15 protein-coding genes are annotated in these 14,976 nt (G+C 62.3%); 10 read left to right on the forward strand and 5 right to left on the reverse strand.

Translation table 11 applies throughout. The features are described 5' to 3' along the window. Positions 1 to 191 precede the first annotated feature (191 nt). Positions 192 to 1,367 (forward strand): serine hydrolase domain-containing protein, encoded by a 1,176-nt coding sequence (locus CXQ88_RS07160; RefSeq protein ID WP_104043483.1) that lies wholly within the window; start codon positions 192 to 194, stop codon positions 1,365 to 1,367. Between the two features lie 243 nt (positions 1,368 to 1,610). Here the strand turns inward: CXQ88_RS07160 and CXQ88_RS07165 are convergent, their stop codons facing one another. From CXQ88_RS07165 to CXQ88_RS07175, 3 genes are all read right to left on the reverse strand, one after another. Then, positions 1,611 to 1,799: a hypothetical protein gene (locus CXQ88_RS07165; protein WP_104043484.1), complete on the reverse strand. Its 189-nt coding sequence runs from the start codon at positions 1,797 to 1,799 to the stop codon at positions 1,611 to 1,613. Positions 1,800 to 1,872: 73 nt separating this feature from the next. Continuing rightward, positions 1,873 to 2,292, reverse strand: coding sequence for a YkvA family protein (locus tag CXQ88_RS07170; protein WP_104043485.1), 420 nt, complete (start codon positions 2,290 to 2,292; stop codon positions 1,873 to 1,875). 78 nt (positions 2,293 to 2,370) lie between these two features. Continuing rightward, complete coding sequence (locus tag CXQ88_RS07175) at positions 2,371 to 3,210, reverse strand: response regulator transcription factor (RefSeq protein WP_104043486.1); 840 nt, start codon at positions 3,208 to 3,210, stop codon at positions 2,371 to 2,373. A gap of 334 nt (positions 3,211 to 3,544) precedes the next feature. On the opposite strand from CXQ88_RS07175, the gene CXQ88_RS07180 reads away from it, so the two are divergent. Beyond that, entirely contained in the window at positions 3,545 to 4,636 is a 1,092-nt protein-coding gene (locus CXQ88_RS07180; protein ID WP_258061715.1) for a hypothetical protein, read from the forward strand. A 1-nt stretch (position 4,637) separates the two neighbouring features. On the opposite strand, the gene CXQ88_RS21720 is transcribed toward CXQ88_RS07180, so the two are convergent. Then, positions 4,638 to 4,802 carry a hypothetical protein gene (locus CXQ88_RS21720; RefSeq protein WP_181037437.1) on the reverse strand — a complete coding sequence of 55 codons (165 nt, stop codon included), beginning with the start codon at positions 4,800 to 4,802 and terminating at the stop codon, positions 4,638 to 4,640. 4 nt (positions 4,803 to 4,806) lie between these two features. Next, complete coding sequence (locus CXQ88_RS07185) at positions 4,807 to 5,856, reverse strand: glycosyltransferase family 2 protein (RefSeq protein ID WP_104043487.1); 1,050 nt, start codon at positions 5,854 to 5,856, stop codon at positions 4,807 to 4,809. A gap of 264 nt (positions 5,857 to 6,120) precedes the next feature. Between CXQ88_RS07185 and CXQ88_RS07190 the strand changes: the two genes are divergently transcribed. The 8 genes from CXQ88_RS07190 (at position 6,121) to CXQ88_RS07220 (ending at position 14,958) form a co-directional block, all read left to right on the forward strand. Next, a complete protein-coding gene (locus CXQ88_RS07190; RefSeq protein ID WP_104043488.1) occupies positions 6,121 to 7,050 on the forward strand; it encodes an aldo/keto reductase in 930 nt (309 codons plus the stop codon). A gap of 256 nt (positions 7,051 to 7,306) precedes the next feature. After that, the gene (locus tag CXQ88_RS07195) at positions 7,307 to 8,494 is read left to right on the forward strand and encodes a rhamnogalacturonan acetylesterase (RefSeq protein ID WP_258061716.1); all 1,188 of its coding nucleotides are present in this window, start codon (positions 7,307 to 7,309) and stop codon (positions 8,492 to 8,494) included. A gap of 175 nt (positions 8,495 to 8,669) precedes the next feature. Continuing rightward, complete coding sequence (locus CXQ88_RS07200; RefSeq protein ID WP_258061717.1) at positions 8,670 to 9,713, forward strand: LacI family DNA-binding transcriptional regulator; 1,044 nt, start codon at positions 8,670 to 8,672, stop codon at positions 9,711 to 9,713. Next, positions 9,710 to 10,684: an ABC transporter permease gene (locus tag CXQ88_RS07205; protein WP_181037438.1), complete on the forward strand. Its 975-nt coding sequence runs from the start codon at positions 9,710 to 9,712 to the stop codon at positions 10,682 to 10,684. The genes CXQ88_RS07200 and CXQ88_RS07205 overlap by 4 nt, the downstream gene beginning before the upstream one ends. Before the next feature lie 7 nt (positions 10,685 to 10,691). Next, positions 10,692 to 11,225 (forward strand): hypothetical protein, encoded by a 534-nt coding sequence (locus tag CXQ88_RS22250; RefSeq protein ID WP_258061718.1) that lies wholly within the window; start codon positions 10,692 to 10,694, stop codon positions 11,223 to 11,225. Further along, the gene (locus CXQ88_RS22255) at positions 11,168 to 11,650 is read left to right on the forward strand and encodes a carbohydrate ABC transporter permease (RefSeq protein ID WP_258061719.1); all 483 of its coding nucleotides are present in this window, start codon (positions 11,168 to 11,170) and stop codon (positions 11,648 to 11,650) included. The genes CXQ88_RS22250 and CXQ88_RS22255 overlap by 58 nt, the downstream gene beginning before the upstream one ends. A 71-nt stretch (positions 11,651 to 11,721) precedes the next feature. Beyond that, positions 11,722 to 13,329: an ABC transporter substrate-binding protein gene (locus CXQ88_RS07215; RefSeq protein WP_104043491.1), complete on the forward strand. Its 1,608-nt coding sequence runs from the start codon at positions 11,722 to 11,724 to the stop codon at positions 13,327 to 13,329. A gap of 123 nt (positions 13,330 to 13,452) precedes the next feature. Then, complete coding sequence (locus CXQ88_RS07220; protein WP_104043492.1) at positions 13,453 to 14,958, forward strand: glycoside hydrolase family 32 protein; 1,506 nt, start codon at positions 13,453 to 13,455, stop codon at positions 14,956 to 14,958. Positions 14,959 to 14,976 lie beyond the last annotated feature (18 nt).

Below are 14,976 nucleotides of genomic sequence, written 5' to 3' on the forward strand. Positions count from 1 at the left end.
AAATGGAGGCCACGATTTTGACTCATTGTGGCCTCCGGCCTGGTGTTTGTAAATGACCCGGCCTCTCGACCGCGAAGCACGCCTCTCCTGGACTTAGAGCGCTGGGACTGCTGCGCCACGGAGCCCTTGGCCGGGGGCGGTGCAGCTGCGGCCCGTTCCTCAGCCTCCTTGGAATCTCATCCGACGGCGTCATGAAAACGTCCTCTGTACCCCGTCTCGCCGCATTTGCCGCAGCGGTGCTCACCCTCGGCGCGTGCACCTACTCAGCACCGGCTCCCGCTCCGGCATCCTTTGGCACCGCGCCACCACCCACCAGGTCAATCGATAACACCATGCGCGCATTTGTGGACCAGGGCTCCGTGGCCGTGGTGGCGGAAGTCAGATGGCCGGGAGGAATGTGGTCGCGGGCCTATGGCGTCCGGAACCTGGAGGCCAGGGAACCGGCGACGCCGGAGGACCAGGTTTTCGTTGCCAGTGTCACCAAGTCCATGACCGCCGTCTCTGTCATGAAGCTGGTGGAAGACGGCTTGATCGGTTTGGACGATCCGGTCAATGCAGTCCTGGACAGCTTCACCACGGTCCTCAAGCCGCCCGGCCCCATCACCGTCCGCCAGCTTTTGGGGCACACGTCGGGCATGCGCTCCTTCCAGGAGGCCAACGAGAAAACCTCCGACGACGTCCCCCGCCTCATCAAGGAAAACATCAGTACGCAGCGGGCTCTTGAACTGACGGCACAACTGCCGTGGGACGCACGGGATGTGGGGTATTTCCGCTACTCCGATTCCAACTACATCGCGCTCGGCCAACTCGTGGAGAAGCTGCGGGGCCGGCCGTTCACAGACGTGCTGCGCGGGGACGGCATCGATCGGCTGAGCCTGGAGGACACGTCCCTCAATGAAGCTGCCACTGCTGACCCCGGCGTGATCCACGGCTACATCACTCACCGCGACAAACGGCTTGATGTCACCGAAGCGCCCGGAATACTAGGGTCGCCGGCCTACGGAGCAATCTCCACCATGTCCGACATCAACGACTTTTACGGGGCCCTGTTCCGCGGGGAACTCGTGTCCAAGGAGTCGCTGCAGGAGATGACCAAGACTGAGGCCATCCCTTTGTTCGGCCTGGGGCTCCGGAAGTGGAGCCAAGGCTGCGACGACGACTACCGGTTTGGCCACACTGGCGGGTTCTGGACCTACCGCACGGCGTCGCTCGCCAGCACGGATGGCCAGTACCAGGCCACCATGACCCTGGTCCCGCCCCCGATGCCCACGCCCCTCGAAGATCCCGAGACCGAAGACAAGATCAACGGGTGGGATGGCCAGATGGTGTCGGCGCTTCAAGAGACCCTGAACAGGCTTTGCCCCTGACCGGACTCCTCCATGTGGCTACGGCGCCGAAACCGTGAAAGCACAGGGTTAAATGATTGGAAGCCCCCACGCGAGTTGGACTCGAGCGCGGGGGCTTCCGTTGTGCTTCCGCATCGGGGGAAACTTGGAAGCAACTAGAAATGTACCGGCTGGTAACCCGCGGGTTAGCCGGTTTGGGTGGGTTGCCGTGAATCTTGATTGAACCTTGAGCCTGGCCGGGCAGGCGGAACAAGCCGCCGTGGGTCAGTCAGCCGCCGGCCCGTCTGTTGCCTCCGGGTCCTCTTCAGGCTCGAACGTGTTCGGCTCGGCGTCGGCACCGATGCCCACACCGTCTTCGCCGCCGGGAACACCGCCGTCGTCCTTGCCCTTGCTGGCGGCAGCACCCTCCTGCAGCTCGTCATCAGGCAGTGAATCAGGTGAGTTGATGGTCATTGCTCCTCCTTCAGTGGCCGGGCCTCCACGCTAACAGCCCACTGCGCGAAAGGCGCGGATCAAGCCAAAGAATTTACGGCCGCTGGCGGGCAGGCGCCGCCGTTTTCAGGATGATGTCCAGTCCGGACCGGCTTCCGGGCCAGTGCTTTTCGAGCGCACCGGGCCCGGCCCGCTTGAGTACCGATCGCAGCACCAACGCCACGATGACGGCGTCGTCCGCGTAGCCGATCACCGGAATGAAGTCCGGCACCAGGTCAATGGGCGAGAGCAGGTAGGCGAGCAGCAGCACCAGCCGCACCCGGACCCCGGCGGCGACTGTCCGGTCCGCGGCCAACCCTTTGATCAGCCGGAGCAGGTCCGGCAGCAGGCGCAGCGCGTCCTTCATGGTGACGGTCTCGGGATGGCGGCGCGCGTACCACCACAGCAGGAGGAGCAGCACGGCGTACGCCAACAAAAGGCCGGCCGCAATGCCAGCGACGGTCTCCCAGGACATCCGCACCTCCCCTGGAACCCGGTGGGGGCCAGGCTCCGGAACGAGCGTACTCCAGTTACTCCGGCTGACGATCGGCGGCTACGGAGTCATCCGGTAGCCCACGCCACGCACAGTTTCTATCCAGCGGGGTTCACGCGTGCTGTCCCCCAGCCGCTTGCGCAGGTTGCCCATATGCACCTCGACCGCACGCTCCTCGCCGGTGCTGACGAAGGAGCCGGTGTTGTAAGGCTCATTACGCAGCCGCCGGACAAGATCGGCTTTGGTAAGGACAGTCCGGCCGTTCTCCATCAGGACCAGGAGCAAGTCGAACTGGGTCCGCGTCAGGTCCACCGGAACGCCGTCGATGGCGACCTGCCGGGACCCTTCGTGCAGGGTGAGTCCCCGATGCGCAAAGTCGCAGCATCCGGGGTCCGGTGCTGGCACAGGATCGCCCTCCAGAACCTCGGGTTCACTTGTGGGACGTCCGACGGCGGGTGGCGGCAGCGGCGATTGCCGTCCCCGCACACTGGGCTGCTGCGGTGCGCGTTCGGCTGGAGCCGCCTGCAGGGTCCGGGGCCGCCGGAGCATGGCCGCAATCCGGGCACGCAGTTCCCTGGGGCGGAACGGCTTGGTGAGGTAGTCGTCGGCGCCCGCTTCGAACCCCATCAGCGCATCGGCCTCATCCACCCTGCCGGTGACGATGATGAGGTATGCATCGCTGAAGGTCCGGATCCGGCGCGATGCCTCGATGCCGTCAAAATCCGGAAGGCCGACATCCATGGTGACGATGTCCGGGTTATGTTCACGGACAGCCTCGACGCCTTCGAAACCTGTCGACGTTGAATGGACGGCAAAACCAGACTGCTGCAGAACTTCCGTCAGGGTCGACCTGATGTCGTCATCGTCCTCAACCACAACGGCAACACCGCGCTCCACCATGTACCCCCATACCCTCTGCCGCCCTTACGCCCGGCCGTTTCCTCAAGTAAATTCATGAAGTATTCGGAGAAACGAAGCAATTGGATTGCTGTATTACTCTTCAAGTTCCGGGCGGATATGAGCCTAACAATGAAATAGACAGCACACGTATTTCTTTGGTTCAATTTGCGTCATTCTTGAGCTTTGGCAAATGTTGAGTATTTCTTGATACTATTCCCAGCCGAAAATTTAACTCATTGAGCTATTGCCTCCGGCCTTCCTTCTGGCCGAAGATCAAGCTGTGCTCAATGGAGGCACATTGCTCGCTGGGAGCAAGTGATAAGGGGTGTGCTGCATGGCTGGTCTTCGCTTTTCTCTCTTACGTCCCAAACGCAGGACCAAGCCGCTGGCACTGCTGGCGGCAGCCGCCGTCGCCATGCTCGCCTGCCTGCCACCCGCCCAAGCCGCGGACACCACCCCGCTTGATCCAAATCCAGGGCCCGCCGGTAACTTCAGCTGGAAAGGGTTCAACTGGGAAAAGCGGTTTTGGGGCGGCGCCCCGCAGTACAACAAGAGCTTCGCGGCCGCCAATGTCAGCAACCCGGACACCAATGGCCACATCACCATGAATTTGACCAACCCCACCGGCGATGCACCGGTGGGTGCCGAGTTCCAGTCCACCAGGCAAGGCTTCGGCTATGGCACCTACAGCACCACGGTGGAAAAGGACCTGACCACCCTGCAGAAGGAAGTGGTCTGGGGCTGCCTGTTCACCTACGATCCCCTCGCCGAGCCGGGATACAACGAAATCGACTTGTGTGAGGCCTCGGCCTGGGGCGGCGGCGCAAGCTACGGCGAGTCCTGGCCCGTGACGCAGGGCCACGGCTACTGGTTTGATGCCACCAAACCTCCCGGCGAAGGCAACAACACCACCGTTTTCGACGTTACGGCCGACCCCCTCACCACACACCGGATGGTCTGGCAGCCGGGGAGGATCACGTTCGAAACCTTTGCCGGGGAAGGTTTCGCCGGTCCCCTGCTGAAGCGCACGGTCCTGGAAGGGGCCACTGTTCCCGTCCCCGCCAAGGAGCAGATCCACTTCAACCTGTGGGTCACCGGCGGAGGCGGAGGAGATCCTGCCCATGTCAAACCGGAAAGCGTGGTCATCAGGGACTTCTCTTTCGTTCCCGCCTCCGCGTCGGCGCCCACTGCACCCGTCTCCACCATCAAGCTGAGCGCAACCACCACCAAGGCCAAATCCGTCAGCTCCACCACCCTGAAGTGGACCGGCGCCACCGGAAGCAGCGTCACGCTTTGGATCAACGGTAAACAGAGGACCATTGCCAACACCGGCAGCTACGTCAACAGCATCAAGGGCGGAAGCACAACCGCTTATAACATCTGCGACGCAGCCGGGTGTTCGAACGTGGTCAGCGTGGTGACCTGAGCTAGGACTTTGCGCCGCGGACCGGGAGGATCCTCTTGATGGCCAACCCCAGGGCCAGGAGCGCAAACGCGGCAAGTGCAAACCAGAACACATCGCCGGCACCGGTCATCGCGAGGGTTCCGGACCCTGCTCCCGCTGCGGCCGGAATTGCTGGATTGTTGTACATATTTCTACCAAGCTTTCTTTTTGTTGAACGCTGCATCTAAGTACGCCTTCGCATGGACCACCTGAAGGAACAGGTCGATCACGAGCTCGTACATGGTGGCGGCTGCGAGCATGTACTTCCAGCCCCGCAGCCGCACGGTCACCACCCGTTCGATCACGAAGACACCGGTCACGGCGAGCCAAAACGGTTGCATGTGCAGCCCTTCCCCCGTGCCCAGTGCAAACGCGACCGTACTCAAATAGGCCAGCGTCACGGCGACCCCGACGACGGAAATTGCCTGCCTGCCCCAGTAAGGCCAGGTGACCCGGGTCCAGCCATACTGGACGCAGTTCTCCACCGCTCCCCGCTTCCAGCGCAGGCGCTGTGCCCACAGCTCGCGCCACGTCGGCATCACTTCGGTGACCAAAGAGCAGTCAGCAGGCGACCGGATCCTGTACTTCAAAGTCAGCAAGGCGAAGGAGAGTTCGTTGTCCTCCGTCAGGACCGAGGTGTCATACACTCCGCCGCGGCCGTTGCCGGGCGGAAGGGTGCCGTCCAACCGTGCCGCCACCACGTCCCGGAGCGTCCGCACCCGGAACAGTGCCGCGGTGCCGGTGACCACCAGGCATTTTCCGTTCAGCCGCCGCACGTCCCGCGCATAGCGGGCGTACTCGTTCCGCTGCAGGTGTCCCACAAACCCGCCGCCGACGCCACCGCGGAAGACCCCACCCACAGCGCCAAGCCGCGAGTCTGCCTTCAAGTGGCTGATGGAGCGTTCAATGAAGTCGCGGGAAAGTTGTGAATCCGCGTCCTGCACAAGGACCATGTCCTCCGGCGCAGCATGGGGCAGGAGGTCTGCGAGGACAAAGTTGAGGGCTCCAGCCTTCTTGTCCGTGTTGCCGGCAGTACGCACCACCTCGGCCCCGGCGGCCAACGAAATTTCTTCCGTGGCGTCGGTGCAGTTGTCCGCCACCACAATTACCCGGTGCGGAACAATTGTCTGGGTTTCAAGCGAGCGAAGGGTATCGCCGATGCCTGCAGCTTCGTTGTGGGCCGGAATGAGGACCGTGATCACCGGGCTTCTCCGGCCTTAAATCGCGCAGTAACAATTGCGCCGAATTTCGATGCGAAACACACTCTTACTATTACCCCTACCGATAATTCCCTCACACCCATTGACTTCGAGTTTTCCAATGGGAACTCAAATGATCGGCAGAGAACCGGCAGGGAAACTACAAGCTTCAATCAAGATGAACGCACGCAACACAGGCTCAAGAAGCAGGGTGTCCCAGCTCAAGACAGGGGTACTCTTTTCCGGACACCCCCGTGAGGAGCAAGCATGGATTACCGCGTCTTGGGCCGTACCGGCCTTTCCGTTTCAGCCATCTGTGTTGGTACCAGTTCCCTGGGCAGCCACCCTGCTCCGCGCGGTACGGACACTGCTGTTGCAACCATCCGCCGCGTGCTGAACAGCCCGTTCAACTTTGTTGACACGTCCAACGAATACGGCGACGGCGGCAAGAGCGAGAAGCGCATCGGCCAGGCTCTTGCCGAGGCCGGCGGCCTGCCGGAAGGCTTCGTTGTGGGCACCAAGGTGGACCCCATCCGCGGAACCCAGGACTTCTCCGGGGACAGGGTGCGCCGTTCCGTGGAGGAGAGCCTTGAGCGGCTCGGCGTGGACCGGCTGCAGCTGGTTTACCTGCACGATCCGGAAAAGATCACCTTCGAGGAAGGTGCAGGACCGGGCGGCCCCTTGGAGGCGCTGATCGATTTGCGGAACCAGGGCGTGATCGGGCACCTGGGCGTGGCGGGCGGCCCCATCGACCTGGAGCTGAAATATCTGGCCACCGATGCGTTCGACGTCGTCATCAGCCACAACCGCTACACACTGGTGGACCAGACCGCCGAGCCGCTTATCGAGGACGCGGCGGCGCGCGGGGTCGCCTTCATCAATGCGGCACCTTTTGGCGGCGGAATGCTCGTAAATGGGCCCGACGCCGCACCCAACTACTGCTACCGCCCGGCAAGCCCCGCCATCATCGAACGCGTCCGGAAGATGGAGGTGCTGTGCGCCGAGTACTCCGTGCCTCTGGCGGCCGCCGCCCTGCAGTTCTCCACCCGCAACCCGCGGATCAGCTCCACCATCGTGGGCATGTCCGAACCTGCGCGCGTGGAAGAAACCCTGCAGCTTGCCGGCTTCGCCATTCCTGAGGACTTCTGGGACAGGATCCTGCCCATTGCCGCTGCTGGGACCGGCGAACTGGGCTGACTCGCCGCCCCGCGAAACCGGGCCACCTCCGTCGATACGCGCCACATTGCAGAACAAAACAGCACACAGATCTAACAGAATGTCTTGACTGCTGCAGTTACGGGCTGTTACAAATACTGTAACGCCAGTGCATCAACAGCCTCATATCGGCGTACCCCAATTTCGGTTATTCCGGCCCTCTGCGACCGGTTTTTGAATCGATCCAATACCCCGACGCCGTGGTCGATTGTTCCACCCGTCATCGAAGGAGATGAACGTGACCGTAACACCCAGTCAGCGCAGCACGTCCCGCAAAGCCTCTCGAAAATCCCTTGCCTACTGCCTTGCCGCCGCGGCGCTCGTGAGTGGTGCGGGAATCAGCCTGTCAGCACCCGCGGCCCACGCCGAACCCAGCAACTACCTCTTTGATTTTGGCAGCGGGCCTAATGAAGAGGGGTACGTCGGCGTCAGTGCCACCGACGCCTACAGCCCTGAGATGCGCTACGGCTTCAACACCCCCGAGCACATGGTCAACGTTTCCGCCAAGGGAACCGGGGCCGGGAGCGACGCGGTCCGGTTCCTGCAGTTCGGGACCAAGAGCACCAACACCTTCAACGTGGACCTGAAGGAAGGCCTCTACAAGGTATCCGTCACGCTGGGCGACACGTCCCGTGCCAGCATCGCCGCTGAGGGTGTGTTCCAGGCGATGAACCTCACCGGCAACGGGGCAAAGGACTCCTTCGAAATTCCCGTGACAGATGGCCAGTTGAACCTGCTGGTCACCGAAGGAAAGGTCGGCACGGCTTTTACGCTGAGCTCACTGGAGATCGAAAAGGTGTCACGCCACCCGGAGATGGACCCGACGATCTGGGTGGGCGGGGACTCCACCGTGGCCAGCTACTACCCGCTTGAGACAAGCATGCAGGGCGGTTGGGGGCAGATGCTCCCGCAGTTTGTTGACCCGGAAGCCTTCGACGTCCGCAACATGGCAACCGGCGGCCAGATCGCCCGCGGCTTCCGCAACGACGGCCAGCTTGAAGCCATCCTGCAGTACATCAAGCCCGGTGACCTGTTCCTCCTGGAAATGGGCATTAACGATACCGCCGCCAAAAACGCCACCACAGAGGAGGAGTTCAAGGAACTCATGCGGGACATGGTCCGGCAGGTGGCGGCCACCGGCGCCACGCCCGTCCTGGTCACTCCGCAGGGCCGGGCAACGGACTTTGTGGACGGCGTGCACACCTCGGTGAACCGCTGGTACCGCAACTCCATTGTTGCCTTGGCCAAGGAGGAGGGCGTGCCCCTGGTGGACCTAAATGTGCTGGCATCGGCCTACTTCACCGGAATTGGCCCGGAGGCAACGCTGGCCCTGTTCATGACCGGGGATACGTTGCACCCCAACCGTGCCGGCGCCACTGAGCTGGCCCGTCTCGTGGTGGAGGATCTGGCCCGGCAGGGGCTCTAACCCAGCAGGGGTCGACGGCGGGGTGCGGCGCGGTGCCGCATCCCGCCGTCGCCCGGTGGAGATATCCCTCGAATCCCGTAGGTGCGCTTCTATTGACGCTCCGTGTGACGCCCGCTACAGTTGATCCAGTTATACGAATAACTGACTAAATTACTAGCGGCCCAAGGAGGTGCCCATGGCTGGAACACGGCCAAAGTCAGGACCGACAATGCACGACGTCGCTGCTGCCGCCGGCGTCTCGCAAGCCACCGTATCCCTGGTGCTGAATTCAGCTTCCGGGTCACGGTTCTCGGAGGAGACGCGCAAGAAGGTCCGGGACGCCGTGAACCGGCTGGGCTACCGCACCAACGCCCACGCCAAGACCCTTCGTGAAGGCGTGGCCGGCATGATCGGATTCATCGGCGACACCGTTGCCACCACTCCCTTCGCCGGCGCCATCATTGAAGGCGCTCAGCAGCGGGCGTGGGAGGACGGACTCCTCCTGCTCACCGTCAACACCGGCGGAGACAAAGAGCTTGAAGCCGCATCCCTGGACACAATGCTCTCCTACAAGGTTGCGGGAGTGGTTTACGCCGGCATGTACCACCGGCGCCTGGATGTTCCGGAGGCCCTCACGGGTGTCCGGTCCGTGGTGCTGAATTCCCAGGATCGGGCTGGACGGGTTGCGAGTGTCGCTCCGGACGAAGTCAAGGGCGGATACTCGGCCGCTCGTCGACTGCTTGACGCGGGGCACCGGCGGATTGCACTCATCAACATTGAGAGCCTTGAAAGTGAGCTGCCGGCCGCCGTCGGACGTTACGAGGGCTACCGGAAAGCGCTCGATGAAGCAGGGCTGGAACTGGATCCGGACCTGGTCCGCTTCGGGACCGGCGGCGAGGAAGACGGCTACAAGTACGCGATGGAGCTAATGACCTCCGGCAACCCGCCCACAGCGATTTTCTGCGCCAACGACCGCGGTGCCTGGGGCGCCTACCAGGCGGTGTCGGACCTGCGCCTTTCGATTCCTGGGGACGTGTCCATTGTGGGCTTCGATAACCAGGCGACCTTGGCGCCGTTCCTCCGCCCGGGTCTAACTACCTTTGAATTGCCGTTCGTCGCCATGGGCCGGCGCGCGGTTGAACTGATACTCCAGGATGCGGAACCCGATGGCCGGGTCGAGCTCATGGACTGCCCTCTGATCGAACGGAACTCAGTGACCCATCCCAAGGAGATGCCATGAGCCGAACCATCCCGGCCCGACGCGGCGGTCCAGCTGCGGCACCGTTGCCGCAGCGGAAAAATTCTCTTTCGCTCCGCCTCAAGAGAATTTCCCGCGCCTGGCAGTTATACGTATTACTAGCTCCGGCCATCATCTACATCCTGGTCTTCAAGTACTGGCCGATGTACGGCGTGCAGATAGCGTTCAAGAACTACAACCCGGTGGACGGCTTCACGGACAGCCCGTGGGTGGGGCTGACCCACTTCATCAGGTTTGTGAACTCCTACCAGTTCGGCCAGGTAGTGGGTAACACGCTGTGGATCGCCATCCTCGGCCTGCTGGTGGCCTTCCCCATCCCGATCATCCTCGCGCTGCTGGTCAACCAACTGCAAAGCGAGAAGTTCAAGAAGTTCACGCAGACAGTGCTCTACTCGCCGGCGTTCATCTCCACCGTAGTGGTGGTGGGCATCATGTTCGTCCTTCTCTCCCCCCGGTCGGGGCTGGTGAACAACGCCATCCAGCTTTCCGGCGGAGAGCCAGTCTTCTTTATGGGCTCCGCCGAGTGGTTCCGTCCCGTCTACGTGATCTCGGATGTCTGGCAGAACGCCGGGTTCTCGATGATCGTCTATCTGGCAGCACTTGCGGCCATCGATCCTGCGCTGCATGACGCCGCCAAGGTGGACGGCGCCTCAAAGCTCCAACGCATACGGCATATCGACCTGCCCGGCATCATGCCGGTGGTGACCATCCTGTTCATCCTGGCCATCGGCAACCTGCTCAACGTCGGTTTCGAGAAGGCCCTGTTGATGCAGACGCCGCTGAACATCTCATCCTCGGAAATCATTCAGACGTACGTCTATCACGCCGGCCTGCAGCAGGCGCAGTTCAGCTACTCGGCCGCTATTGGCCTGTTCAACTCCCTCCTCAACCTGGCGCTGTTGCTCTTCTTCAACACCGTGGCTCGCCGGGCCAACCAAGCGACCCTGTGGTGATGCCGATATGTCTCTGACAACCAACCCCCGCACTACCGACACCCCGAAGCGGACCGTCAACCAGGTACGCCCCAAGCAATCGCTGCGGGACAGGTACGGTGACCGCGCCTTCAGCATCGCCGCCACCGCAGTCCTCCTGCTGTCCATCCTGGCCGTGGTGTACCCGCTGTACTTCATCGTCATCGCCTCCATCAGCGACCCGAACGCAGTGTACGAAGGTAAGGTCTGGCTCCTTCCCTCGGGCATCACCACCGAAGGGTACGAACGGATCCTCGCCGACAGCAGGATCTGGAACGGCCTGGGCAACACCCTTGTCTACACAGTGCTCGGCACCGCCGTCAGCGTCAGCACGATCCTCTGCGGTGCCTACGCTCTGTCCCGCAAGGACATGCCCGGCCGAAAAATCCTGATGCTCCTGTTCGTCATCACCATGTTCTTCGACGGCGGCTCATCACCAAGTACCTCGTGGTCCGCGACCTGGGCATGCTCGACACCGTCTGGGCAGTTGTCCTGCCCGGCGCCGTGGGCGTGTGGAACCTGATCATCGCCAGGTCCTTCTTCGAACACACCATCCCCAACGAACTGCGCGAAGCTGCCCAGATGGACGGGGCAACCGATTTCAAGTTCTTCTTCAAAATGGTGCTGCCCCTGTCCAAACCACTGATCATGCTCATGATCATGATCCACGTCGTGGCGCACTGGAACTCGTTCTTCGACGCCCTGATCTTCCTCAATGACGACACCAAATACCCGCTGCAGCTCGTCCTGCGCAACATCCTCATCCAGTCGGATGTCTCATCCACCGGAACCACCGGCGGAGACATCGAATCCTATGCCGCAGCGCAACGGATCGCAGAGCTCACCAAGTACGCCATGATCGTCGTCTCGAGCCTGCCACTCATGATTGCCCTGCCATTCATGCAGAAGCACTTCACCAAGGGCGCCATGATCGGCGCCGTCAAATAGTCCTCCCCAGTAACACTGCCCAGGCAACCGTCCCGGGCGATCAGCACACCCACCTCAGAATAGGAATGACCATGGCATTCAGCCGCAAATACGCCGCCCTCGGCGCAATCCTGGCCGGAACATTGACGTTCACCGCCTGCTCCGGCGGCGGCTCAGGCACCACGGAGATCAAAGACGCCTCCGCTGACTTCGGCTTCCAGGAAACAGGATTCCCCATCGTCAGCAAGCAACTTGACCTGACATTCTCCGGTACGAAGGCAGCACTTGCTCCGGACTACAACACCATGTCCGTGGTGAAGGAGTGGGAAAAAGCAACCAACATCCACGTCAACTGGGAGAACCTGCCCGAGACGGTCTTCCAGGAGAAGAAGAACCTCATCCTTGCCAGCGGTGACCTGCCCGACGCGTTCTTCAACACCGGCCTCACCGACGCCGAGATCGCCACCTACTCCGCCAGCGGCACCCTCATCCCGCTCGAAGGCCTGATCGAGAAGAACGCCCCCAACCTCTCCAAACTGCTCTCCGAACGGCCCGACATCAAGGCAGCCATCACGTCCTCGGATGGGCACATCTACTCCCTGCCCTCTGTTGAAGAACTCGGCCTGGTCCAGTTCCCCCACGAACTGGCCATCAACACCTCCTGGCTGAAGAAGCTCAACATCCCGATGCCGAAGACCGTGGACGAGTTCCACGACGCGTTGCTGGCCTTCAAGACCCAGGACGCCTCCGGGACAGGCAAGACCATCCCTCTGAGCTTTATGCCCGGATCCTGGTGCGGCGACATCGTCGACCTCATTGCAGCCCTTGGCGGCGTGCCGGACAACATGGACCACCGCATCGTCCAGGACGACAAAGTCATTTTCACCGCTACCCAGGACGGCTACAAGAAGGCCATCCAGACCCTGCACGAGTGGTACCAGGAAGGCCTGATTGACCCCGAGTCCTTCTCCCAGGACGACAAGGCCTACCTTGCCAAGGGCAAGGCCGCGCAGGAAAACCTCGGGTCCTTTGTCTGGTGGGAAATCCCCGAAATGGTCGGCGCGGACCGCGCCAACAACTACTCCCTGGTCCCCGTGCTGGAAGGCGTGGACGGCAAGCGGATCGCCAGCCAGGCCAACAACCAGGAAATCGCGCGCGGCGCCTTCGCCATCACCAGGAACAACAAGTACCCGGCCGCGACTATGCGCTGGGCTGACAACCTCTACGACCCCATCCAGTCCGCCCAGGCCAACTGGGGACCCATCGGCGAGACCCTGCAAAAGGATGCCAGCGGCCTGCTGACCCAGATCCCGGCTCCGGCCGGAACCAGCGAAGGCGAACGCCGCCAGAAGGTCGCCCCCGGCGGCCCGAAGGCCAACACCGCTGACAACTTCAAAACTGTCGTCGCTCCGGAACCCCGCGCCGCTGAACGGCAGAAAACCGTTGAGGAGCTCTACAAGCCCTTCGCCGGCAATGACGGCTACCCCCCTGTGGCCCTCTCGAACGAGGAACTGCAGCAAATCAGTACCATCCAGACCGATGTCACATCTTTGGTGAAGCAGAACATGGCCAAGTGGATCGTCTCCGGAGGAATCGAGCAGGAATGGGACGGCTACGTCTCCCAGCTCAAGAACGTCGGCGTCGACAAAATGATCGAGGTCTACCAGCAGGCCTACGACCGCTACAAAAAGAACTCCTAACTACCGGAAACGGGTGGGGCCGGCGCTACCCGCGCCGGCCCCACCCGCCCCGCTCATCAACCTGCGGCATCCCTAAAAGGACCCGCAGGGATCAGACCTGCCAAGAAATGAGACGTCACCTTCATGACTGCCGCCACCGCCACGACAGCCGGGACCTTCCGGCCGGCCCTGCACTACGCAGCCCAAAACACCTGGCTTAATGACCCCAACGGCCTGATTTTTCATGAAGGCGTCTACCACCTGTACTACCAGAACAACCCGATGGGCAACGTCTGGGGAAACATGTCCTGGGGCCACGCCACCTCCACAGACCTGCTGACCTGGACCGAACACCCCGTCGCCATTGCCTGCGACGAGAACGAAGACATTTTCTCCGGCAGCATCGTCTTCGATCGGCACAACACCAGCGGCTTCGGCACCGCGTCCGTCGCCCCCCTCGTGGCCGTCTACACCAGCGCATTTAAGCCCGGCTCGGAGCATGAGGGTGTCCAGGCCCAGTCCCTGGCCTACAGCCTGGACGGGGGCTACACCTGGACCAAACACACCGGCAACCCCGTCCTCAACCGCGGCTCGGCAGAGTTCCGCGACCCCAAAGTCATAAGATACGACGGCGGCGCGGGCAGCTACTGGGTGATGGTCGCCGTCGAAGCCAAAGACTTCCAGGTGGTGCTCTACAAGTCCGAAGACCTCAAGACCTGGGAACTGCTGAGCACCTTCGGCCCGGCCAACGCCACCGGCGGCGTCTGGGAATGCCCCGACCTTTTCCAGTTGCCGGTGGACGGCGACCCGGAAAACCTCAAGTGGGTCCTGACCGTCAACCTCAACCCCGGCGGGCCCAACAACGGCTCTGCCGGCCAATACTTTGTGGGCGATTTCGACGGAACCACCTTTTCCTCGGCCAGTACTGTGACCGAAGGCCTCCAGGACCCCGACCGGCTGGGCGAATACCAGTGGCTGGACTGGGGCCGGGACTACTACGCCGCCGTCTCCTTCAGCGACGCCCCGGACAACCGGCGCCTCATGATCGGCTGGATGAACAACTGGGAATATGCCAACCAGATCCCCACCACACCCTGGCGCAGCCCCATGAGCCTTGCCCGTGAGGTTTCTCTCCAGACCTTCGCCGGAATCCTGTCCCTGGTCCAACAGCCCGCGGGCGAATGGACTGCCTTGGCCAATCCGGAATCATTTTGCCTGCCTGAAACCACCATTCACGACGACGTGCAGGTGCTGGCCGGCGCGGCCGGCACGGTCCAGCGCATCGATGTAACTTTCACCGCCGGAAGCGCAGCGGAATTTGGCCTCATCCTGCGTGGAGACGGCCAGAAGGGAACCCGTGTGGGCATCCGCCCCGGCGAAGGCAAACTGTTCGTGGACCGGCGGGAATCAGGGCAGACAGACTTCCACGAATCTTTCCCCTCCATCGACACCGCCCCGGTCCGGGCAACGGCGGGGTCCTACCGCCTCACCATCTTCGTGGACCACTGCTCGGTTGAAGTCTTCGCCCAAGGCGGCCAAGTCACCATGACTGAACTGATCTTCCCGGCCGAGACCAGCACCGTAGTTTCCGTCTACGCCACCGGCGGCACCGCAACCATTAGCAGCCTTCAGGTCACGCAGTTCGCGTAGGGCAGCACCCAAGCCAGG

Origin of the sequence: Arthrobacter sp. ZGTC412 (assembly GCF_002929215.1) — a bacterium.
In the GTDB taxonomy this organism is placed as follows: domain Bacteria; phylum Actinomycetota; class Actinomycetes; order Actinomycetales; family Micrococcaceae; genus Arthrobacter.

What these genes read in the sequence shown, in the direction of transcription:
- CXQ88_RS07165 (WP_104043484.1), bottom strand. Translation starts at nt 1,799, where the DNA reads ATGACCATCAACTCACCTGATTCACTGCCTGATGACGAGCTGCAGGAG.
- CXQ88_RS21720 (WP_181037437.1), bottom strand. Translation starts at nt 4,802, where the DNA reads ATGTACAACAATCCAGCAATTCCGGCCGCAGCGGGAGCAGGGTCCGGA.
- CXQ88_RS07205 (WP_181037438.1), top strand. Translation starts at nt 9,710, where the DNA reads ATGAGCCGAACCATCCCGGCCCGACGCGGCGGTCCAGCTGCGGCACCG.
- CXQ88_RS07170 (WP_104043485.1), bottom strand. Translation starts at nt 2,292, where the DNA reads ATGTCCTGGGAGACCGTCGCTGGCATTGCGGCCGGCCTTTTGTTGGCG.
- CXQ88_RS07220 (WP_104043492.1), top strand. Translation starts at nt 13,453, where the DNA reads ATGACTGCCGCCACCGCCACGACAGCCGGGACCTTCCGGCCGGCCCTG.
- CXQ88_RS07215 (WP_104043491.1), top strand. Translation starts at nt 11,722, where the DNA reads ATGGCATTCAGCCGCAAATACGCCGCCCTCGGCGCAATCCTGGCCGGA.
- CXQ88_RS07190 (WP_104043488.1), top strand. Translation starts at nt 6,121, where the DNA reads ATGGATTACCGCGTCTTGGGCCGTACCGGCCTTTCCGTTTCAGCCATC.
- CXQ88_RS22255 (WP_258061719.1), top strand. Translation starts at nt 11,168, where the DNA reads ATGCTCGACACCGTCTGGGCAGTTGTCCTGCCCGGCGCCGTGGGCGTG.
- CXQ88_RS07180 (WP_258061715.1), top strand. Translation starts at nt 3,545, where the DNA reads ATGGCTGGTCTTCGCTTTTCTCTCTTACGTCCCAAACGCAGGACCAAG.
- CXQ88_RS07200 (WP_258061717.1), top strand. Translation starts at nt 8,670, where the DNA reads ATGGCTGGAACACGGCCAAAGTCAGGACCGACAATGCACGACGTCGCT.
- CXQ88_RS07160 (WP_104043483.1), top strand. Translation starts at nt 192, where the DNA reads ATGAAAACGTCCTCTGTACCCCGTCTCGCCGCATTTGCCGCAGCGGTG.
- CXQ88_RS07175 (WP_104043486.1), bottom strand. Translation starts at nt 3,210, where the DNA reads ATGGTGGAGCGCGGTGTTGCCGTTGTGGTTGAGGACGATGACGACATC.
- CXQ88_RS22250 (WP_258061718.1), top strand. Translation starts at nt 10,692, where the DNA reads ATGTCTCTGACAACCAACCCCCGCACTACCGACACCCCGAAGCGGACC.